The 20,865-nt window shown below is 61.1% G+C and carries 18 protein-coding genes; 10 read left to right on the forward strand and 8 right to left on the reverse strand.

Annotated features, from left to right (window positions below):
* Nucleotides 1-716: methylmalonyl-CoA mutase family protein (locus tag AADA04_RS06960; protein ID WP_340692528.1), on the reverse strand; the 716-nt coding region annotated here is incomplete at its 3' end.
* Entirely contained in the window at nt 713-2,590 is a 1,878-nt protein-coding gene (locus AADA04_RS06965) for a methylmalonyl-CoA mutase family protein (RefSeq protein ID WP_340692529.1), read from the reverse strand. The genes AADA04_RS06965 and AADA04_RS06960, both read right to left, overlap by 4 nt.
* Nucleotides 2,591-2,790: 200 nt before the next feature.
* On the opposite strand from AADA04_RS06965, the gene AADA04_RS06970 reads away from it, so the two are divergent.
* Nucleotides 2,791-3,354, forward strand: a complete 564-nt coding sequence (locus tag AADA04_RS06970) for a carboxymuconolactone decarboxylase family protein (RefSeq protein WP_340692530.1) — start codon at nt 2,791-2,793, stop codon at nt 3,352-3,354.
* A gap of 29 nt (nt 3,355-3,383) precedes the next feature.
* Here AADA04_RS06970 and AADA04_RS06975 read toward each other — a convergent pair whose 3' ends face one another.
* Entirely contained in the window at nt 3,384-4,607 is a 1,224-nt protein-coding gene (locus AADA04_RS06975) for a GGDEF domain-containing protein (protein ID WP_340692531.1), read from the reverse strand.
* A 317-nt stretch (nt 4,608-4,924) separates the two neighbouring features.
* On the opposite strand from AADA04_RS06975, the gene AADA04_RS06980 reads away from it, so the two are divergent.
* Nucleotides 4,925-5,560, forward strand: coding sequence for a MarC family protein (locus tag AADA04_RS06980; protein ID WP_340692532.1), 636 nt, complete (start codon nt 4,925-4,927; stop codon nt 5,558-5,560).
* 33 nt (nt 5,561-5,593) lie between these two features.
* On the opposite strand, the gene AADA04_RS06985 is transcribed toward AADA04_RS06980, so the two are convergent.
* Nucleotides 5,594-6,196 (reverse strand): TetR family transcriptional regulator, encoded by a 603-nt coding sequence (locus AADA04_RS06985; RefSeq protein ID WP_340692533.1) that lies wholly within the window; start codon nt 6,194-6,196, stop codon nt 5,594-5,596.
* A gap of 168 nt (nt 6,197-6,364) precedes the next feature.
* Here AADA04_RS06985 and AADA04_RS06990 point away from each other — a divergent pair, with 168 nt between their 5' ends.
* Nucleotides 6,365-6,919 (forward strand): carboxymuconolactone decarboxylase family protein, encoded by a 555-nt coding sequence (locus AADA04_RS06990; RefSeq protein ID WP_340692534.1) that lies wholly within the window; start codon nt 6,365-6,367, stop codon nt 6,917-6,919.
* Between the two features lie 79 nt (nt 6,920-6,998).
* On the opposite strand, the gene AADA04_RS06995 is transcribed toward AADA04_RS06990, so the two are convergent.
* A complete protein-coding gene (locus AADA04_RS06995; protein WP_340692535.1) occupies nt 6,999-8,441 on the reverse strand; it encodes a carotenoid oxygenase family protein in 1,443 nt (480 codons plus the stop codon).
* 50 nt (nt 8,442-8,491) lie between these two features.
* On the opposite strand from AADA04_RS06995, the gene AADA04_RS07000 reads away from it, so the two are divergent.
* The 6 genes from AADA04_RS07000 to glpK all read left to right on the forward strand — a co-directional run bounded on the left by AADA04_RS07000 (nt 8,492) and on the right by glpK (nt 14,134).
* Nucleotides 8,492-9,097, forward strand: coding sequence for a TetR/AcrR family transcriptional regulator (locus AADA04_RS07000; protein ID WP_340692536.1), 606 nt, complete (start codon nt 8,492-8,494; stop codon nt 9,095-9,097).
* A gap of 92 nt (nt 9,098-9,189) precedes the next feature.
* Entirely contained in the window at nt 9,190-10,191 is a 1,002-nt protein-coding gene (locus tag AADA04_RS07005) for a nitronate monooxygenase family protein (RefSeq protein WP_340692537.1), read from the forward strand.
* 102 nt (nt 10,192-10,293) lie between these two features.
* Complete coding sequence (locus tag AADA04_RS07010) at nt 10,294-10,713, forward strand: D-Ala-D-Ala carboxypeptidase family metallohydrolase (protein ID WP_340692538.1); 420 nt, start codon at nt 10,294-10,296, stop codon at nt 10,711-10,713.
* Nucleotides 10,701-11,168, forward strand: coding sequence for a hypothetical protein (locus AADA04_RS07015; RefSeq protein WP_340692539.1), 468 nt, complete (start codon nt 10,701-10,703; stop codon nt 11,166-11,168). The genes AADA04_RS07010 and AADA04_RS07015 overlap by 13 nt, the downstream gene beginning before the upstream one ends.
* 48 nt (nt 11,169-11,216) lie before the next feature.
* The gene (locus AADA04_RS07020) at nt 11,217-12,581 is read left to right on the forward strand and encodes an amidase family protein (protein WP_340692540.1); all 1,365 of its coding nucleotides are present in this window, start codon (nt 11,217-11,219) and stop codon (nt 12,579-12,581) included.
* A gap of 11 nt (nt 12,582-12,592) precedes the next feature.
* Nucleotides 12,593-14,134 carry a glycerol kinase GlpK gene (gene glpK, locus AADA04_RS07025; protein ID WP_340692541.1) on the forward strand — a complete coding sequence of 514 codons (1,542 nt, stop codon included), beginning with the start codon at nt 12,593-12,595 and terminating at the stop codon, nt 14,132-14,134.
* 101 nt (nt 14,135-14,235) lie between these two features.
* On the opposite strand, the gene AADA04_RS07030 is transcribed toward glpK, so the two are convergent.
* Nucleotides 14,236-17,241, reverse strand: a complete 3,006-nt coding sequence (locus AADA04_RS07030) for a TonB-dependent receptor (RefSeq protein WP_340692542.1) — start codon at nt 17,239-17,241, stop codon at nt 14,236-14,238.
* A gap of 310 nt (nt 17,242-17,551) precedes the next feature.
* Between AADA04_RS07030 and AADA04_RS07035 the strand changes: the two genes are divergently transcribed.
* Nucleotides 17,552-19,570, forward strand: coding sequence for a prolyl oligopeptidase family serine peptidase (locus AADA04_RS07035; RefSeq protein ID WP_340692543.1), 2,019 nt, complete (start codon nt 17,552-17,554; stop codon nt 19,568-19,570).
* A 206-nt stretch (nt 19,571-19,776) separates the two neighbouring features.
* Here AADA04_RS07035 and AADA04_RS07040 read toward each other — a convergent pair whose 3' ends face one another.
* Complete coding sequence (locus tag AADA04_RS07040) at nt 19,777-20,310, reverse strand: FkbM family methyltransferase (RefSeq protein WP_340692544.1); 534 nt, start codon at nt 20,308-20,310, stop codon at nt 19,777-19,779.
* Nucleotides 20,311-20,355: 45 nt separating this feature from the next.
* On the reverse strand, nt 20,356-20,736 hold the full coding sequence (locus AADA04_RS07045) for a hypothetical protein (protein ID WP_340692545.1): 381 nt from the start codon (nt 20,734-20,736) through the stop codon (nt 20,356-20,358).
* Nucleotides 20,737-20,865 lie beyond the last annotated feature (129 nt).

Here is a 20,865-nt window from a genome sequence, read left to right on the forward strand (position 1 = left end):
CCGGCTTCCTGCATGTGGTAGCCGGAGATGGAGATGGAATTGTATTTCGGCATGTTCTGCGACGTGTAGGCGAAGATGTCCGAAATGATCCGCATGCTGGGCTTGGGCGGATAGATATAGGTGTTGCGAACCATAAACTCCTTGAGGATGTCGTTCTGGATCGTGCCGGCCAGCTTGTCCGGCGTGACACCCTGTTCCTCGGCAGCCGCGATATAGAGCGCGAGGATCGGCAGGACGGCGCCGTTCATGGTCATCGACACGGACATCTTGTCGAGCGGGATGCCCGAAAAGAGGGTGCGCATGTCGTAGATGGAATCGATGGCGACACCCGCCATGCCGACATCGCCGGAGACGCGGACGTGATCGGAATCATAGCCGCGGTGGGTGGCGAGGTCGAAGGCAACCGAGAGGCCTTTCTGGCCAGCGGCCAAGTTTCGGCGGTAGAAGGCGTTGGAATCTTCAGCGGTGGAGAAGCCGGCATACTGGCGCACGGTCCAGGGCTGGTTTGTGTACATGGTCGGGTAGGGGCCACGGCCGAACGGGGGGAGGCCCGGATAGTCATCGAGATAGTCGAGACCCTTGGTGTCTTCGGCCGTGAATGCCGTTTTGACGGCGATGCCTTCGGGTGTGTGCCATGGCTCGCCCAGCTTGGGAGCTGCGGTCTTGGCGTGCGGGGCGCCGAGTTCGGTTTTAGTGAAGTCAGGGAAAGTGGTCATTGGGAAAGCCCCAGTTCTGCTTGGGCGAGCGTCAATGTGTGGAGCACATCGCAGCCCATGAAGATGTTTGAGTCGATGCCTGGCGCTTCGAACTTGCCCGCGAGCCAGATGTGGCGCGCACCGGCGGCTTTCAGCGCGGCAGCAGCGGCTTCGGCCTCATCTGGATAGCGTGTGTCGCTGCCGCAAATGACGGCAATATGGCAACCGGACGCCTTGTAGCCGGCCGCGAGTTCCGCGGCGGATTTCGGCACGACGGGCGGTTCTTTCGCAGCGAGTCCGCCAGCGGCGAAGAGGTTGCGGGCGAAATCTGCGCGGCCTGAATGTTCGGCGACAGGGCCGAGTGTCGCGAGGAAGATGGCGGGCTCTTTCTTCGCGGCAGCGGCTGTGTCGCGCAGCGCCTCGAAGGGTGCGGCCAGGTGGATGGGAAGGAGCGGTGTGCAGGTCTCGGCCATGCCCGGCGCGGCGGGGGCCGGTTTCGGCTTCACGGTGTCGGCGACGGGCGCAGCGATCTCTTCAAGCAGCGGGAATTCACTGACGCCCGTGATCGGCACCTTGCGTTTGGCGATGTCCTTGGCGCGGGCATCGCGGACCGTGGCGACGCGCGACTGGAGCGCACCGGCGAGGAGGGAGCTGGCGAAGCCGCCTTCCTTTTCGATCTGCTGGAATTCGGTCCATGCGGTGTTGGCGAGGTCTTCGGCGAAGCTCTCGGTGAACCAGGCACCGCCAGCGGGGTCAGCGACGCGGCCGAGATGGCTTTCTTCCATGGCGATGATCTGGGTGTTGCGGGCGATACGGCGGCCGAGTTCTTCCGGGATGCCGAGCGCCGAATTGAACGGGCGGACGGTGACGATGTCAGCGCCGCCAATGGCGCCGGCGAAGGCCGCCGTGGTGCAGCGGAGCATGTTGGTCCAGGCATCATAGCGGGTCAGCATGCGGGCCGAGGTCGTCGCCTGGATACGCATCGGCACCGGAGCGACCTCCAGCAATTCAAGGCAGCGGGCCCAGAGACGGCGGGCGGCGCGGAGCTTGGCGACGCCGAGGCCGTAATTGGCATCGAGGGCGAGGGAGAAGGTGATGTGCGGAGCAAGGGCGGCGAGATCTGCGTCCGGGCCGAGGCGGCGCAATGTGTCGACGGCACTGGCGATCAGGGCGCCGAGTTCCTGCGCGTCCGAGCCACCGGCCTCGTGCACCATGCGGGCGTCGATGCGGAGATGGCCGGTGCCGGGCAGGTGTGTCGTGAGGGTGGCAAGGGTGTGGGCGAGGCGCTCAAAGGTCTCTTCGAGGCTGGTATCGAGGCCGCCGGTGCGGGCGAGCGCGCCGAGCGGGTCGAGATTGACATCGAGCTTCAGGGCGGATGCGTCGTCCTGCGCCTGCGCCCATTCGATCAGCAGCTCGGCAGCGTCGAAGCCGGCATCGCGCGTATGATCGAGTGCGACCGGAGCGATGGTGGCGTTCACGCCTTTGAGGACAGTGGTGAGCGTGGCGAGGTCTGTGACCTGCACGCCGGTCTCGCCTGTCGGGTCGAGCGTCAGTTCAACCGACGAGACGCCGCGTTCGAGGTCGCGCAGGATTTCGGCATTGGTGGTGGCCGGGTCCGGATGGGTGAAGGCCTGACGGATATCCCAGGGCAGGTAGGCGTCCGGCGCGGCGGTAGGCCCGCGCAGGTAGGGCGCGACGCCGGGCGTGCCGAGCGGTTCGGTCGCCGAGGGGAAGTCGCTTTCGCGATACAGCGGGCGCACGTCCAGACCGTCAGCCGTGTGGCGCGTGATCGAGTCGATGCCCTTGCCCTTGAGGGCCTTGTCGACGGCGGCCAGCCATTCGGCTTCGGTCGCGTCCGCGAACGCGTTGCTGAGGGGGAGGATGTCGTCTGCCATGGTGTACGGTGCCTGTATTCACTGGTGTGCCTAGGTAATGGAGTTGACGCCAACGTAAGGTCAAGGGCTAGCGCAACGGCAGGGGTGCGGCCTGATGCCCGGACGCGCGCTTGTGGACCCGTCTGGAAGCGTATTTACTGCAGCCACAGGGATAGAATGGGCAGGTGCAGATGCGCCGCCAAGCAGGAAGGCACCTACAGATGAGACTGGACAAAGCGCGGATCGCACCGCTGACCGATGCAGAGATGGACGCCGAACAGAAGGAGACGCTGGAGAAAACGTTCCAGGGCCGGCCCGTCTACAATATTTTCCGCACGCTGGGCCGGGCGCCCAAGGCGTTCAAGTCTTTCATGCGCTGGGGTGGCTATATCCTGTCGGATTATAACAGCCTTGCCCCGCGCGAGCGCGAGATCGTCATCCTGCGCACGGGTTATAACTGGAAATCGGGCTATGAATGGGCTCAGCATGTGCGCATCGGCAAGGAATGCGGCCTGACCGACCTGGAGATCCAGCACATCAAGGAGGGCCCGCTGGCCCCAAGCTGGTCGCCGCTGGAAAGCGCGATGATCCGCGCCGTCGACGAGCTGACGACCGATGCCTTCATCACCGACCGGACATGGGGAGAACTGGACGGCCTGACCGAGAAACAGCGCATGGACCTCGTGATGACCGTTGGCCAGTACACGCAGGTGTCGATGATGCTGAACTCGTTTGGCGTGCAGCTGGACGATGACCTTGAGCTGGATCCGGACCTCGAACGGTAAGCGGAAATTCCCGTTCTCTTGCGCCGGTATCAACCATATTTGGCGGCTGGGGATCGGGCCGCCGCCGTGTCGGGCGCGCTTTTCTTGCGCCCGGCGCTTCTGGCCGCGGGGTCGATCTCGAGATCACATGTCACGCGATTGCGGCCTGCGTCTTTCGACACATAGAGCGCCTGGTCGGCGCGCGACATGAGGCGCGACAGCGATTCACCGCTGCGCTGTTCGGCAACACCGAAGCTGGCTGTGATTCCAATGCGGGTTTCGCCATCCTGTATGCTGGTCGATGCAAACCGGCGGCGTATCGACTCGGCCAGTTCCGCCGCCATGGCCAGTGAGACGCCCGGCAACAGGAGCGCAAATTCTTCGCCGCCTTGTCGTCCTGCGACGCGCCCGAATTTCGCATAGTCGCCAATCAAGGCCCCGAAGGACGCGATCACGCGGTCTCCGAAAGCGTGGCCATGATTATCGTTCACGGATTTGAAGTGGTCGAGATCGGCCAGAATGAGGCTGACGGGTTCCATGGAATTGTTTTGCAGGAGGACTGTGCCTGCGTCATCAAATCCGCGGCGATTGTTGATGCCGGTCAGAACGTCCGTTACCGAGCTGTCGCGAAGATCGTTGAAAATTGCCTGGCTAAAGACAACAAGCAGGGTCATTCCCATTGTCACCGCGCAGGCCCCGACGACAAAGTGCATCGTGAAGATGAAGGTCGTCTCGTTGTGATTTGCGGCAGTCAGAGGGCCCGCAGCAAATAGCGCGATGGCGATAGGCCGCAGAAAGCACTGAAGGCAGGATACCGCATAAACCGCCAGCAATACCCGGTCCAAAGTACGATCCAGTTTTCGGCGAAACGCGACCAGGCCAATCGCGGCCAGGATACCGCAGCCAAAATTGGCGCTGAAGGACCGTATCCAGTGGGCCTCGATCACCATCAGGTAAGCGTAGACGACCAGGTGGAGGACAATGACACCACCCAGTAGCTTCCATGGCGCCCGGCCCCGGTAGTGAAGGGACAGTCCACCGACGAGCAAGGCAATCGTGATGGCATACAGGCCGGCAATGGGAACCCGCGTAATCAGAAGCGTACTGTTCTGGAATATCAGATCTGCAATGAAAGAGAGCGCGCCAAACACATAGGATAGCGAGATGACAAGCGAACTGGTGGTGGGGCGCATCTGGTAGATACAGAGAAAACCGACAGCAAACAGCCCGAACACAAGTGGGTTCATCAGCTGGAAATATACCTCGGTTAGCATCTGCTATTATTTCCCCAATGCGCACGGCTTGTGGTTCAGGCCGTTCAAGCGGTGGGCGTATATTAAGGGCAGTAAGGTTAGGTTTTTCTGAACCGATCAATTCATCACAAAAAGTTAATCCTCGGTGGTGGCGTGGTCGGTCGGCGCGACCACGATCTCATCATTTTGCGGGTGTGAGCCCGCCGAAGCAATGCCGTCGCGTTGCCAAGTCATGCGGATAATGTTTGTGTTTTCAGGTGTGAGGCCAGAGGCCCTCAGGCAACAAAAACTGCTTGCCTGAGGGCTGATCGCATTCTGTAACTGTAGGGACGTGCCGGATGGACTGGGAATTTGCGACCAAGTTTCTCGGGGCGTTGTTCGCCATCATGAATCCGTTCCTCAACCTGCCGATTTTTCTCGCGCTGACGAATGACAAAACCGTGGTGCAGCAGCGCGCCATGGCGATCAGGGTCGCTATCTATTCCGCCATTATGTGCATCGCGATCTCGTTGGCCGGTGCCAGTATCATCGCCTTCTTCGGCGTTACGGTTGACGCCTTTCGGGTCGCTGGGGGCCTTGTCCTGCTTGGGATTGCGTTCTCGATGCTGCATGGACGAGCGATTACGTCTCATGAACGCGGCGATCATGAAAAAGACGATGATGAGGCACAGGACGAAATTGCATTCTATCCCATGACGTTCCCCATGATTGTCGGTCCCGGAACCCTTGTGACATTGATCATCTATGCGGCCCAAGCGACTGATCCGTCTCGTTATATCGCATTCGCAGCCGTTCTTGCCGCCGTCCTGGTCGTACTGCTCGGTGTACTGTACTTCGCCTCGTCGATCGGAAAGCTGCTGTCGATGAAAATGCGGGTTGTCGTGACCCGCCTTATGGGCATGCTCCTGGCCGCCATCTCGATCGAGATGGTTTTTCAGGGCGCAAAGGTGATGCTTCCCGGCCTGGCCGGGTGACGTTCAGCGGCGAGCAGGATTGCTGATCGCCGTTCAGTTCGGCTTGACGCGCAGGGCTTCAAATTCGCTCGCCATGTCATCAGCGAGGGCGGCGAGCTCGTTTGGCTTCGTGCCGCGATGCATCTCGATCTTCAGCGCAGAGATGCTGGCCTGGTAGCGCCGAGCTAGGCGGTGACAATCGGTGTCGGCCGGGAGTTCGCCGAGGTTTTTCGACCGTTCGAACTGAGCTTCGAACGCCGCCAACATCTGGTCGAGATACTGACGCGCGTCGTCGGCGATGATGCCGTCAGCCGATGTGACGCCGAGCAGCGTTTTGATCAGCATGCAGGCGGAGCGATGGGGATCGTCGGCGGCAGTCCGTCCCATGATGCGGATATAGTCGGCGAGCGCGCCGAGTGCCGATTCCGCGCCATTCAACTCGGTACTCATAGTGGTGTTCATGGTGGTGAAGTATTTTTCAAGCGCGGCGCGGAAGAGGGATTCCTTGCTGGAGAAAGCCGCATAGATGCTGCCGGGCTTCATGTTCAGGGCGCTTTCCAGATCCTTGAGCGAGGTCGCGTGATAGCCTTTGGCCCAGAAAAGGGTCATCGCGGCATCGAGTGCGGCTTCACGATCATAGGGGCGTGCGCGTGTCATGCCCTATAAATAGGAAGTCTCTCCGGGCCTGTCTCGCCCAATCCGCGTGTTCCCGCGGTCACGTTTGAGTGATTGCTCAAATTTAGCCTTGAGTGGTTGCCGGGGCGTTCTTAGTTGCAGGGCGTCCCACCAAGGGCAGACGAACCACCTCAACTCCCGGAGACCGACATGACCACTTTCACCCTTCACACCGATGAGACCGCCCCCGACGAGAGCAAAACCATCCTGGCTGATGCGAAAAAGCAGATGGGCAGGATCCCGGGCCTGTACGCGACAATGGCAGAGGCGCCAGGCCTGCTGAAAGCCTACAAATACCTAGGTGAGCAGTTCACGGGATCAAGCTTCGACAAGGATGAACTGACCGTTGTCTGGCAGACCATCAATGTCGAACATGAATGCCATTATTGTGTGCCCGCACATACAGCGATCGCGAAAAGCATGAAAGTCGATGACGCGATCACCGAGGCATTGCGCAACGAAACCCCTTTGCCAAACGCCCGTCTCGAGGCGCTGCGCACGTTCACGCTGAATGTGGTTCGCGCACGTGGCAATGTCGGTGATGAGGACGTACAGGCGTTTCTCGATGCCGGATTCACACAGCGCCAGATTCTGGAAGTGATTCTTGGCACAGCCCAGAAGGTTATTTCGAACTACACCAATCATCTGGCGCAGACTCCGGTGGACGCCGCGTTCAAGTCGTTCGAGTGGCACAAGGCGGGCTAGGCTTGCTCACGCTTTCAGGAACAAAAAAATGGCCTGCCCTTTTGGGCAGGCCATTTTGATTGGGACGGGGCGCCTCGCCCTATTCCGCCGGCGCCCAGTTGCCGTGGAAGCCGGGCGGGATGCGGTGGGGTATGTGGACGAGGGCTACGGGCGGCGCGGTGAAGTTGGTCGCGTCGAGGATGGCGAGGTCGGTCGTGTCCGTGTTCCTGTCGATGACATAGCCCATCAGCCAGCCGTCGCCCTCCGGCGCATCATCACTACGCGGAATGAAGACGAATTCTCCGGGTATGCGTCCGGGGCCGAAATCGTGGGTCTCGCGTGTACCGGCATCGAGATCGTGCTTGAACAGTTTTGTCTGGTCGAAGACTTCGAACCCGTGTTCTTCCGGCAGGGCCATGGTGAAGGCGTAGCGGTATTTCTTGCCGGTGAAGCGCTCGTCGGGACGCGGGAATTCCTGCGGGGCGGCGTCAAGCGTCTTCCGGGCGACCTTCCGGGCGACAGGGTCGATGGTCCAGCGTTCGAACGTCACGCTTTCGGAATCAGGTCCGTGCTTGCTGTCGGCGAACATGCGGTCGTGGACGCTGACATCCATGATCACTTCGCCCGCCTCGTTCTCGTAGGCATTGCAGGGATGGAAGACATAGCAGGGCGCGATATCGCACCAGATGACGTCGTCATTGGTACCGTGGCGCGGCATCAGGCCGATGCGGGCCTTGTGCGCCGGGTTCCAGCGATAGGGGAAGGATTGGCCCGCGAGCAGCGTCTTCATCGAGAAGGTGACGGGAAGGTCCATGATGACGACATATTGTTTCGTCACGGCGCAATCGTGGATCGACGGGCCATGCTCGACACTGATGGGTTCTTCGCGGATCACCTTGCCGCCGGCATCGACGACGGTGTGGTGGATCGTCGACGGGTCCATCGCGAAATAGGTGATGGCATGCATCTCGCCGGTCTCGGGGTCGAGATGCGGGTGGGCGGAGAAGGAGCCTTTCAGGGTGCCGCCGAACGGGTCGTGCGCCAGCGTGTCGAGTTCGTCATTGAGGCGCACCGGGAAGGCGCCCGCCTCGACAAGGGCCCAGGTATTGCCTGCATGGCCAATGACGTTCGTGTTGGCATTGTCCTGCGTGCCGCGGCGCGGGCCGGGGGCCGGTGTCTCATCAAGGGCGGCGGACACGGCATTGGAGCGGACCCAGCGGTTACGGTACCAAAGCGCCTTGCCTTGCTTCAGGCGCACGCCGTGGATCATGCCGTCGCCACTGAACCAGTGATAGGTGGCCGGGTTGGGGTTGGTGACGGGGTTCGGCCCGATGCGCAGGTAGCGTCCGTCGAGCGCGGCAGGGATTTCGCCGGTGACTTTCAGGTCCTCCAGTGTCATCTCGGCGTCGACCGGCGTGTGGATGCCGGTGAGGAACGTGTTTTCCTTGTTGCCTAACCGGGGGCGGGAGCGATTGAACTCGACAACCTTCATGATGCCTTTGGTGACATTCTTCTTGATCAGGGCTTCGACGGGACTGGCCATAGGAAAACTCCGGGGTTGAAACGCGGGACAATAATGTTTACAGCACTAACATGAGTGAGAATGATAACACTGTCAACATAAGATCGCCCAAGGGTGGATATCATCATGGCGACCTGCGCGTCGCCCTGATCACAACCGGCTTGAAAAAGCTCGAGGAAGGTAGCGCAGAATCGCTGAGCCTGCGCGAGATCGCCCGTGAGATCGGGGTCAGCGCGACAGCGATTTACCGGCACTTCCCGGACAAAGATTCCCTGCTGTCCGCGCTCGCGGCCGAAGGCATGGCCCAGTTGGCGCGTGAGCAGAAGGCCGCCGGCAAGGCCGGTGGCAAGGAGGGGTTTGCCGAGATGGGGCGCGCCTATGTGCGCTTTGCGATGAACAATCCGGCCCTGTTCCGGCTGGTCTTTTCCTCATTGCCTGCGGTGGCGGACCCGAACTGTGCGAATCCGGAAGACTCGCCCGGATGGCTGCTGCGCCAATCAATCACGGAACTGGCCGGCCCCAAGGCCAGCGACGCGGAGCGCAAGGCAGGCGTGCTGCGCGCCTGGGCACTGGTGCATGGCCTGGCCATGTTGATCCTCAGCGGCCAGATCGCGCCAAAAGACATCGACCAATTGATCAACGAGGTTGTCAGCGTCGACAGCCTCAAACTGGGATAGGCGGCGCGCCGCCTGTCCCAACGTTACCGCTTGTCCCCGCACCGGGGGCTTCTAGTTAGTTAGCAACGCTTATTGTCCTGTGAGGAAATTCCATGGCCCTGCCACCCGTTCTGCAAAACCTGCGCGTCCCCGTCATCGGCTCGCCCCTGTTCATCATCTCGAACCCGGATCTCGTGATCGCCCAGTGCAAGGCCGGTGTGGTCGGCAGCTTCCCGGCGCTGAACGCCCGTCCCGGCCCGGTGCTGGACGAATGGCTCGACAAGATCACGACAGAACTGGCCGAGTGGGACGAGAAGAACCCGGATCGCAAGTCCGCGCCCTATGCCGTCAACCAGATCGTTCACAAGACGAACAACCGGCTGGAACATGATGTCGAGGCCTGCGTGCGCTGGAAGGTGCCGGTGGTGATCACCTCGCTCGGCGCGCGGCAGGACGTCAACGATGCGATCCATTCCTATGGCGGCGTCGTGCTGCACGACATCATCAATGTCGTCTTCGCGCACAAGGCGCTGGAGAAGGGCGCCGATGGCCTGATCGCGGTCTGCACCGGCGCGGGCGGCCATGCGGGCACGCTGTCGCCTTTTGCCCTGATCCAGGAAATCCGTCAGTTCTTCGACGGGCCGCTGGCCCTGTCCGGCTCGATTGCGACCGGCAATGCCGTCGCCGCTGCGCAGGCCATGGGCGCCGATCTCGGCTATATCGGATCGGCGTTCATCTCGTGCCACGAAGCCAATGCCGTCGAAGGCTACAAGGACATGATCGTCGACTCCAAGGCGGGCGACATCGTCTATTCCAACCTGTTCACCGGCGTGCACGGCAATTACCTGGCACCATCGATCGCCAAGGCGGGCATGGATGTGAACAATTTGCCGGAATCCGATCCGTCCGCCATGAATTTCGGTTCGGGCGGCAATCAGGAAGCCAAGGCGTGGAAGGATATATGGGGCTGCGGCCAGGGCATCGGCGCGATCCAGACCCGCATGTCGACGGCGGATTATGTTGACCAACTGGAGCGCGAATATAATGGCGCGCGCGATGCGCTGGCCAAGCGGCAGGCCTATTCGGCACCCAAAGCGGCCGTCACTGCCGGATAGGCCAACGCCTTTCCCGCAATTTCTCAGCTCGCCTGCCGCTGTCCATGCGCAGGCGGGCTGAACTTTTCCGACCGGGGTGTCGCCGGGCGCATAATGGCGCCCATGCTGATCGCCCATTTCCCCGACTTTGACCTTGCTGGCTGGCGCAGGCCGCATTTCAGCCCGCGCGAACTCGCCTGCCAGTGCGGCGGGCATTTCTGTGCAGGCGAATATTGGCACGATGAGGGTTTCCTCGACGCGCTCGAGGCGCTGCGCGCGGCGATGGGCCGACCCCTGATCGTGAATTCCGGGCATCGCTGCGATCAGTGGAATGCATCGGTCGGCGGCGCGCCGCACTCCATGCACAGGGCGATTGCGGTCGATCTGGCGCTGGCGGGGCAGGATCGGTTCAAGCTGCTGGCGGCGGCTGAACGGCTCGGCTTTACAGGCATTGGTCTCGCCCGGACCTTCATCCATCTCGACCGGCGGGCAACGCCTGCGCGCTGGTATTACAAGCGGAGTGCAGCCTCATGGCAGACATAGCAGGACTGGCCGCGAGCGCGGCAGGGGGCGGGATATTCGGCCTGATCGGATCGGTGATCGGCCGGGCAGCCGGTCTGGTGGAGCGTCGGCAGGAACAGGCGCAGGAGCGGGCGCGCTGGGAGCATGAGAGTCGCCTGATGGACCTGCAAATGCAGGCGAAGCGCCAAGCCAGCGAGGACGACTTGCGTCTCGCGGATGTGGCTGGCGGTTGGCAGGGGCTCAATGCGTCGCTCGCTGCGGAGGCGTCGATTGGCGAGAGTTATCGATGGGTCAGTGCCGTTCGCGGCCTGACACGGCCATGCCTGACACTCCTGCTATGGGTCATCACGGGGCTGGTCTTTCTTGGCAGTGGCGCAGCGGCACGGAGCGAGATCGTCGAGACAGCAACCTTTGCAGCGACGGCAGCCACCCTCTGGTGGTTCGGTGATCGGGGTCCGCGACGCGATCCACATTGAACCTTTCTCTTGGCGTGCTACCGTTACACCTGAAGAGGGAGAACGGTGATGCGGCAACGGGAAATGGTGGACCTTGGCTCGGCGGGCGCGCGTGGCACAGCCAAAGCTGTGCGTACCGGGATCGTAACGGCGCTGGAGGCCTGCGAAGCCGCCATTGCACGGATCGAACATTTTGACGGGCCGGTGAATGCCGTCGTTGTGCGTGACTTTGATCGTGCGCTGGCCGCCGCGAGGCATATCGACAAGACGCGTCAGCCCGACGACCCGCGACCGTTGCTGGGTGTGCCGATGACGGTGAAGGAATCGAATGATGTCGCCGGCCTGCCGACGACATGGGGCATGGAGGCCTTCAAGGACCTTCCGATAGACGAAGATGCGGTGGTCGTGCAGCGCCTGAAGACGGCCGGCGCGGTGATACTCGGCAAGACGAACGCGCCCGTGGCGCTCGCCGACTGGCAGACGGAAAACCCGGTCTACGGGCGCACGCTCAACCCCTATGATCCGACGCGCTCGCCGGGCGGCTCGTCCGGCGGCGCCGCCGTGGCGCTGGCAACCGGCATGGTGCCGCTGGAGATTGGATCCGACATTGGCGGGTCGATCCGGATTCCAGCCCACATGTGCGGCGTGTTCGGCCACAAGCCGACCTATGGAATCGTGCCAACCAAAGGGCATGGGTTTCCGGGTACGGATGGCATTGACGTCCCGCTGGCTGTCGTCGGCCCGATGGCGCGCAATGCCGGCGACCTCGTTGCCGCAATGGACGTGATTGCCGGACCGGTCGCAGGAACCGGATTCAAGCTGGACCTGCCACCCGCGCGGCACCATGCGCTGGCGGATTTCCGTGTGCTCATGATGGACAATCTGCCCGGTGTCGGCGCGGATTCAGATACGCGTGATGCGGTGGCGAACCTGGCAGACGCCCTCTCGGAATCCGGTGCGACCGTGTCGGACGACACAAGTGTACTGCCGCGCCTCGACCTGATGCACGCGAACTATGTGAAGATGCTGAACACGGTGATCACGCGCGGCACGCCCGACGCGCGGCCGATTGATGCGCATGCCTGGATGGAATTGCTCGACGAACAGATGCGCGTCACCCGTGCCTGGCGGGCCGTTTTCGAAGATTTCGACATTGTCATCGCGCCTGCATTCAGCACGCCCGCCTTCCCGTACCAGACCGATCCGAACTGGGCTAACCGGACGCTCATGATTGACGGCCAGCCGCAGCCTTATGGCGCGCAACTGGCCTGGGCCGGTCTTGCGACATTCCCCGGCCTGCCGGCCACATGCGTGCCGGTGGCGAAGAGCGCGACAGGCCTGCCAATTGGCCTGCAGGTGATCGGGGCGCCCTATGGCGACCGGACCACGCTCGCCTTTGCGGAGCTGATGGAGACCGCGGGCCTGACCGTATAGGAATGGCATGATTGCGCGGCCCGGCGGGCTGGGCCAAGATCACCCTTTTGCGGGAGATGAGTGGCATGGCCAAGCCGGACAAGCTGTTGGTGATCGACGAGGGGACCACGTCCACGCGGGCCATCGTGTTCGACCGGGTCTTTGCGCAGGTTTCGCTCGCACAGCAGGACGTGTCGCTGGCCTATCCGGAAGACGGATGGGTGCAGCAGGACGGCGAAGAAATCTGGGAGCGCACGCTGGCAGTCTGCCGTGAAGCGATCGCTTCGGCTGGCGGCGTGAGCGAGATTGCTGGCATCGGCATTACCAACCAGCGCGAAACGACTCTCGTTTGGGACCGGGCGACCGGCCAGCCCATCGCCCCCGCCATCGTGTGGCAGGACAGGCGCACGGCGCGGGACTGCGAGAAACTGAAAGCCGACGGCCATGAGCTGGCTGTGCACAAGGAAACAGGCCTTCTGCTCGACCCCTATTTCTCGGCCACGAAAATCGGCTGGATCCTCGATTCGGTCGATGGCGCACGGGCGCGGGCAGAGGCCGGCGAGCTGGCCTTCGGCACAATCGAGAGCTTCCTGATCTGGAAGCTGACTGGCGGACGCGTGCACGCGACGGACGTGACGAATGCCTCGCGCACGTTGCTCTATCGCCTCGGCCTCGGTGAACACGGCGGCTGGAGCGATGCGATGACGGCGCTGTTCAATGTGCCTGCCAGCATGTTGCCGGAGGTCAAGCCGAATGCGGCGGACTTCGGCATGAGTGACGAGAGCCTGCTCGGTGCGGCGCTGCCGATCCTGTCGGCGGCGGGCGACCAGCAGTCGGCCCTGGTGGGGCAGGGGTGCCTTGCGCCCGGCATGGCCAAGATCACCTACGGAACAGGCGCCTTCCTTGTAGCGAATACGGGCGCTGAGCGGCCAAATTCACAGCATCGCTTGCTCGGCACGGTGGGCTATGAATTGCCCGGCGGCGGCGCGATGGCGCTGGAAGGATCGATCTTCAATGCCGGAACGGTGGTGAAATGGCTGCGCGACGATCTCGGCATCGTGGCGTCGGCTGAGGACACGGAAAGCATCGCATCGGGCCTGAAGGGCAATGGCGGCGTCTATATCGTGCCGGCCTTTACCGGGCTGGGCGCGCCGCACTGGAATGCCGATGCGCGCGGCACGATCAGCGGCATCACGCGGGCGACGACGGCAGCCCACCTCGTGCGGGCGGGATTGGAGTCAGCCGCCTATCAGACGCGGGACCTGCTTGACGCCTTCGCCGCCGACGGCGCCGAAATCCGCGAATTGCGCGTCGATGGCGGCATGGTGGCGAATGACTGGCTGATGCAGTTCCTGGCCGATATCTGCGACCGGCCCGTGCTGCGGCCCGACTATCGCGAAATGACGGCGCTTGGCGCAGCCGCGCTCGCCGCGATGCAGCTCGGCTGGCTGGACGCGAAAGACTGGACCGAGCGCCAGGTTCAGGGCGTGCGCTTCACGCCCAGGATGACGACCAAGGACCGCGCGGCCTTGCTCAAGGGCTGGCAGGACGCGATGCGCAAGACGCTGGCCTGACAGCATGCTGCCTGCGGATGCAGGCAATCCCCGACATTCCGGACAAAAAAAGACCGGCGGAACACTGTTCCGCCGGTCTCTGATTTTGGGAGTTCTTAAGACTAGAACTTCTTGCTGATGTTCACGAACGCACGGCGACCATAGATGTCGTAGCCTGTTGCGGCGGCCGGCGTGTTACCAGCGCTGAGCTGAACGAGGTCAGACACTTGCGGTGGGTGCTCGTCGAAGATGTTACGGATACCGCCCGTAAGCGTCCACGTGTCACCCGTCCAGCGAACGGACATACCATGAGTCCACTGGGCTTCGGTGAAGACCTTATACTGGCCCGTCAGAGCGAAGTATGCCTGTGGATCGTTGTAGTCAGCGCTGTAGTAGCGGTTGTCGTCCTGGCGACCGATGAAGTCGGTGAACCAGGTGTACGTCCAATCACCACGGTCAAGACGGATCGACGCATCACCGACAACGCTCGGATAACCGATTGTGCCGTTGAAGTCGTTGTCCGAGATGCCGGATACGAAGTCGGAACCGAACACGTTGATGTAACGTTCGAAGGCCCAGTTGACGGAGCCGTCGATGATCAGCGTGCCGAAGTTGAACTCGTTCGTGTAACGAACTTCGAGGTCGATGCCGTTCTGCGACTGGGAATCAACGTTCAGGGTAGGCGCCTGAATGTTGTCAACGTTGTAAGCACCAATCGTTGCCGTGCCTGGGGCACGCTCGAACAGGGCACAGAAGTCGTTCGGGAACGTGGTGGTTCCGTAGCAACCGCCGACGATCTGGGCAGCTGAGAGGCTGGTGATCTGGTCCTGAATTTCGATCTCGTAGTAGTCGACAGCGATGTTCAGGTCAGCAAAGGTTGGCGTCCAGATGATACCAGCGGTGAATGTGTCACCGGTTTCTGGCTCAAGCAGTTCGCCACCGCCGGACGTGATCACGAGCGCCGAAGAGCCGGTGCCTGTGTAGTTGTCCGGGATACCCGCAGCCGCGCAGTTTGCGCGGATGCTTGGGTTGGTGGTGTCAGCCCAGTTGATACATGGGTCGATGACTGTCTGGCTTTGGAAGCCAGTCTGGTCTTCCAGGAAGAGTTCGAACAGGGCTGGTGCACGGTAAGATGTGCCGTAGCTCGAACGTGCGCGCAGGACGGGGGTGATCTGCCAGTTGAGGCCAACTTTGTAGATCGAACCCGAACCACCGATGTCATAGTCGAATGCACGGACAGAGCCCGAGAATTCAACATCTTCAGCCAGTGGAGCACCTTTGAACAGCGGAACGTTCACTTCTGCAAAGACTTCCGAAACGCTGTTTGTGCCTTTCGTCGGGCCAGCTGTCGAAGAACCCCAGATGTCGCCACCTTGGGTCAGGACGCCCGGCTGGTCGTCAATCGAGAACTCGCGATATTCCGCACCGAAGCCGAGGCCGACAGGGCCAGCAGGCAATTCGAACACTTCACCAGCAAGAACGCCTGTGAAAGTTGTTTGTTCGTAGATGGTGTTACCAGTCTGGTATCCGCCAACGGCTGCCACGAGATCACTTGCACTTGCGCCGGAGAGAATATCCGGATTCAGGAAGTCGATGCTTGGCGGCGAGATGGCGTCAGCAAAGCCGTCACCGTCGACGTCTGCAACGCCATCATAGTTCCAGTCGCCCGATTTGGAGAGCAGAATAGCGCTGCCGCCATAGCTGCCTTCACCCCGCGAATAGCTGCCGTCAACTTTCCACGACCAGCCATCGAGAACGCCGGGTGCGAAGCCGCCGGAAAGCGACGAGCTTGCATAGTAGTAGTCAAGTTCGATGTCGTTGCTTGTTGGGAATGGTGCAACAATTTGCACAAGCCCATTGACCGAGTTCGAGTAGGCAGGGTCGTTGATGTACCCGTATGCAGGGTTGTTGCCGGCTGCGTTGGTTGCGGAACCAACAACCGGGAAGAACTGGCGCCAGCCTTCGACATTGGTTTTACGGCTGCTGTAGAGCAGCTCTGTGTCCCAGGCGATGCCGCCCAGATCGACATCAGCGGTGCCGAACAGCGAGATGTTCTCGTTGCGCGGGACGAAGTCCTGATTGTCGAGGAACTGACCGTCGAGGATGTCTTCAAAGTAGGCAACGCCCGCGGGGGTGTAACCCGTGCCGACGCGCGGCCGGTAGCCTGGGATGAAGATGCCAGCACCAGTCGCACCCACGAGACCATCTGGCGACGGGACGAGACGCTCGCCGGTGAACGAGTCAATGACCGTGTTGTGGTAAAGGTTGCTACAATTGGTCGTTGGGCGAACGCCCTGTGCCGAGAAGTTCTGACGATCGATCAAGCCACCACCGTTCGGGTTGGCTACGTAGTCGCGTGTACAATCGAGGTAATCACGTTCGCTCGCATCCAGCTCTTCGGACAGACGGTATTCAGCCGAGAGCGTGAAGTTGGCAGAATCGCCGAGTTGGAAACCATAGGCGCCACTGATCGAGTACTGCTCGCCGCCACTATCGAATGGGCGGGTCGTCTGGAAATTCAACTCGAGGCTGTCGACCGTGTCGCGGGTGATGATGTTGACAACACCACAGACAGCGTCCGAACCGTAGATGGTCGATGCGCCGTCCTTAAGGATTTCAATCCGCGAGATGATCGACTGCGGAAGAACGTTCAGGTCGAGTGCTGCGATCGAACCGCGCGTACCGGCCGGACCGGGGCGCTTGCCGTCAACCAGGACCAGCGTACGGGTGTCACCACAACCGCGAAGGTCAATGGTTTGTGCGCCGATGCCGCCGTTCGTGACGAAGTTCTGGAACGTGTTGTTCAGCTGCGTGGAGCCCGAAGCGAGCGACGAGCCCTGAAGCAGCGCGGCCGTGTCAACGAGACCTTCGAGCGTTGCGACTTCGGCCGTGATCACCTGGATCGGTGAGGACGACGCGAAATTGTCGCGTGCGAGCAGCGAGCCTGTAACGACGATCTTGTCCTGACGAGACTCGGCTTCAGCCGGAGCTTCTTCGATTACGGAAATGACGGTGTCGTCTTCAGTGCTGGCTGGTTCGGATTCTTGCGCGTTGACTGCGCCCGACAGAACCAGCGCGCTGATCGCGACGCTGCTGAAAACAGAAAGACGAAATGGTCGTCTACTCATAGAAAATACCCCTAACTAGTGACCTCAAAAAAAATTCGTTGGCGCGTACGCCCACGACCCCGATGGAATCTCCCGGGTCTTAAAATAAACTGAGCCGCTGAAGCCGCTCCTGACAAGCATTTATGACAGAATATTAATAGGGCGGGCGTTTCCACCCCCATGGTGTGCTTTTCGGGCAACATTTTGCCCCTGACATTGAGGCTGCGACAGCGCGCTCTTGCGGTATGTCTCGGCACACCCATGCAAACCGCCCCTTGACGTCCTCCCGCCCGGAAAATACTCCAGACGCTTCACTCTGGAGGAGTTAACGATGTTGAAACGCTTCGTCGCGGCGGGTTCCGCCGCGCTTATTGCCAGCGCCCTGGTTGCGCACGCCGAGCCTCTTTCAAGTGAAGATTTTTCCAGATATCCCAATGTTTCAAGCCTATCCATGTCGCTTGAGGGCGACATGCTGGTCGGTGTTATCGCCGATCCTTCGCGGGACGGCGAGGCAACGGCCGCCGCCTATTGGGACCTTTCCGGCAAGATCGACACGACCAAGCCGCTCGTGCCCACGGCGATTACACCCAATAGCGGAAAAACCATGTTCTATGCGGCGGCGGCCCTGAAGGACAAGAAGTCCCTCTGGTTCACGGTCCAGCCCTATATCGGCGCGCTATATGGTTGCGGCGAAGGCCGCGACACAGGCGCGACCAAGAAATACCTCGAGAAAGCCTATATGGGCAACGAGAAGATCACAAAGATCGACGACCTGCCCGATGGCCGGGCCGAGATCGGTGCCAACAAGGATACGTTGCGCTGCTTCGAGCTTGTCGGCGAGACCAACATCGCGTCACTCCTGCCGCTGGATCCGACCAAGATCGTCATATCGCGCGCCTCGACCAAGAACGGCACCAGCTTTTTCTCGCACGACCTGTCCAATGGCCGTGAAAAATTCCTCTACAAGGCGAGCGATACGCAGGCGATCCAGATTTCCGACAGGGACGGCATGCCCGTTGCCCGCACAGAACTGGAATACGAGAACGGCGCCTGGCGCCAGTACATCAGCCTTCCCGATGCCAACGGCAAGTTCAATCGTGAGGACACCCTGACAGGCGAGATCGCCAATCGTTACACAATGAATGTCGTCGGTCGCCAGAATGGAACCGGCAAGTATTTCGTCATTACCGACAGGTTCTCGGACAAGACATCCGTCTACCTCTACGATGCGGAAGCGAACACGTTCAGCGATACGGCTGTGCTCGCCCATCCCGAATTCGACATTTCGAACCTGATCTTCTCGCGGCGCGCAGAAGATTTCGGTGACCTGATCGGTTTCACCTATGATGGCCCGACAAGCACCGCCTACTGGCTTGATCCCGAAATGAAGGGCATTCAGGAGGGGCTCGACGCGGCCTTCCCGGGCAAGCATGTCTCGCTGACCGATTACACGGCAGACCGGAACCGCGTCCTGTTCCAGGTCTCGGCCACCAATTCCCCACCCGCCTATTACCTGCTGGTCGACAAGTCGAAAGTGGCCGTCATCGGTTCACAGCGTCCGTGGATCGACGAGGATTCGCTCGGCAAGGGTGACTTCGTCTATTACACCGCCCGCGATGGCATGAAGATTCCGGCCCTGATCACCTATCCGGCCGGCTTCAAGGAAGGCGACAAGGCGAAGGGCGCGATCATGTTGCCGCACGGTGGCCCCTGGGCGCGTGATTATGCCGGGTTCGATTCGTCGGGATGGACACAGTTTTTCGCCAGCCGCGGCTATATCATCATGCAGCCCCAGTATCGTGGCAGCTCCGGTTGGGGACGTGAACTCTGGCTGGCCGGTGACGGCGAGTGGGGCCAGAAGATGCAGGACGATAAGGATGACGGCGCTGCCTGGCTCGTTTCGCGGGGCTATGTCGATGCCGACAAGATCGCCATTCACGGCTATTCCTATGGCGGGTTTGCGGCGATTGCCGCGTCGGTTCGCCCGAACAGCCCTTACCAGTGTGCGATCGCCGGTGCCGGTGTCGGTAACCTTGCCAAATTGTCGAACGAATGGGGCGACAATCGCATCCAGCGGATCGTTCAGGGCGACACGGTCAAAGGCATGGATCCCCAGCAGAACACCGACAAGATCAACATTCCGATCCTGATCTACCATGGCGATTATGATGTGCGTGTGCCGATCTTCCACAGCCGGGACTTCTACAACGCGATCAAGGACCGCCAGCCGGACAGCGAATTCATCGTCTACAAGCAGATGGGTCACCAGGGGAACAAATGGCTGCCTGAGCAGAAGGGCGACATCCTGAACCAGATCGATCGCTTCCTGACGACGAAGTGCAATATGTAGGCAGGATTACCGGTCGACGCGTGGCCGGTGCATTGATCCTGACGGATCAGGCAAGATTTGAGAACGTCCCGTTGCCCTGGCATCGGGGCGTTCTACGTTTTGGGGCAGGACTTATTGCTGTGTCGGATGTTGCGGGCAGTGTCCGGCGCGGCTTGCCATTGAGGGGTGGGCCGCCATCCTGTTCCCTGACGGCACTGTTTGCCTGTTCAGGACCCTGACGCGGATGCCGGATTCTTGTCGAGGTAGGCCTGATAGGCCCGTTTCCACACGCCGCTGTCGAGGAATTCCGGCCGGCAATATTTGAGGTCGCTCAGCGCATGCTTTTGCTGGACCTCCATGGGCCGGTTCAAGGCTCTCCGGATTTCCCGCTCCGCCCAATCGTAGTCATAGTCCACGACAGACGCGTATCCGACGCCTGACATGTCGCGTTTCGTGGCCAGCATATCGACGATGGCGAGCCCCTGCGGCAGGGAACTGGCATATCGCATCAGGTCGCCCTGCGGACGGAAGCAATAGAGTGAATAGCCGAGGTCCTCGAACCGGCGCGCCAGGTCCTGGCGCGCATGGCCATAAAAGTCGCAGGCCTCAAAATTGCTCTCATAGACAAACTCGACCTCCGGATTGTCTACGATGAGAGGCTCTATGGCCGTCAGGGCGGCGAGCTCGGATCCTTCAATGTCCATCTTGATCAGGTCGGCATCTGCAAACCCGAATGTCTCGATGATATCGACGAGCGGCATGCCGATTGCCGACCGGCCGGAAGCCGGCGAATCCGTCACTTGCGTTCAGGCGCTGTCACTTTCAAGAAACACCGTCCGAAAGCGGTCCGTGGCAGCCAGGTTGAGGGGGAGAAAGTCGGTGCGCGGATTGGCCTTCTTCGCGGCCAGCAGGCAGGCATAATTATTCGGGTCCGCTTCGATACCCATCACCCGGTGACCGTATACCGCGAGCGGGAGCGAGAGTGCACCGATATTGGCGCCGACATCGACGACGGTCATCGGGCGGCCAAGTTCGTCGGCGCGAAAGTTGAAGTACAGCAATGTATCAACCTGGAGTTTGCCGGACCGGATCCCGTCCAGGTATCGGTCGCTAATCCCCCTGCGCAGCGCAAACGTCACGTCCCGGCCGTGAATATGATGCGTCACGTACTCGAAATCAAAATCCATGAATTACTCTCGTGTGCCTCGTAGCGAGGCTGGAAACCTTGTTGCATTTTCGTTCGAAGCGACAGGCTGATCGTCTTGGCGGCCCGAGGAACGACTGGCGAATTGTCAGGCGGACACTAATCGGTCTTG

Origin of the sequence: Hyphomonas sp. (assembly GCF_037969335.1) — a bacterium.
Lineage (GTDB): Bacteria > Pseudomonadota > Alphaproteobacteria > Caulobacterales > Hyphomonadaceae > Hyphomonas.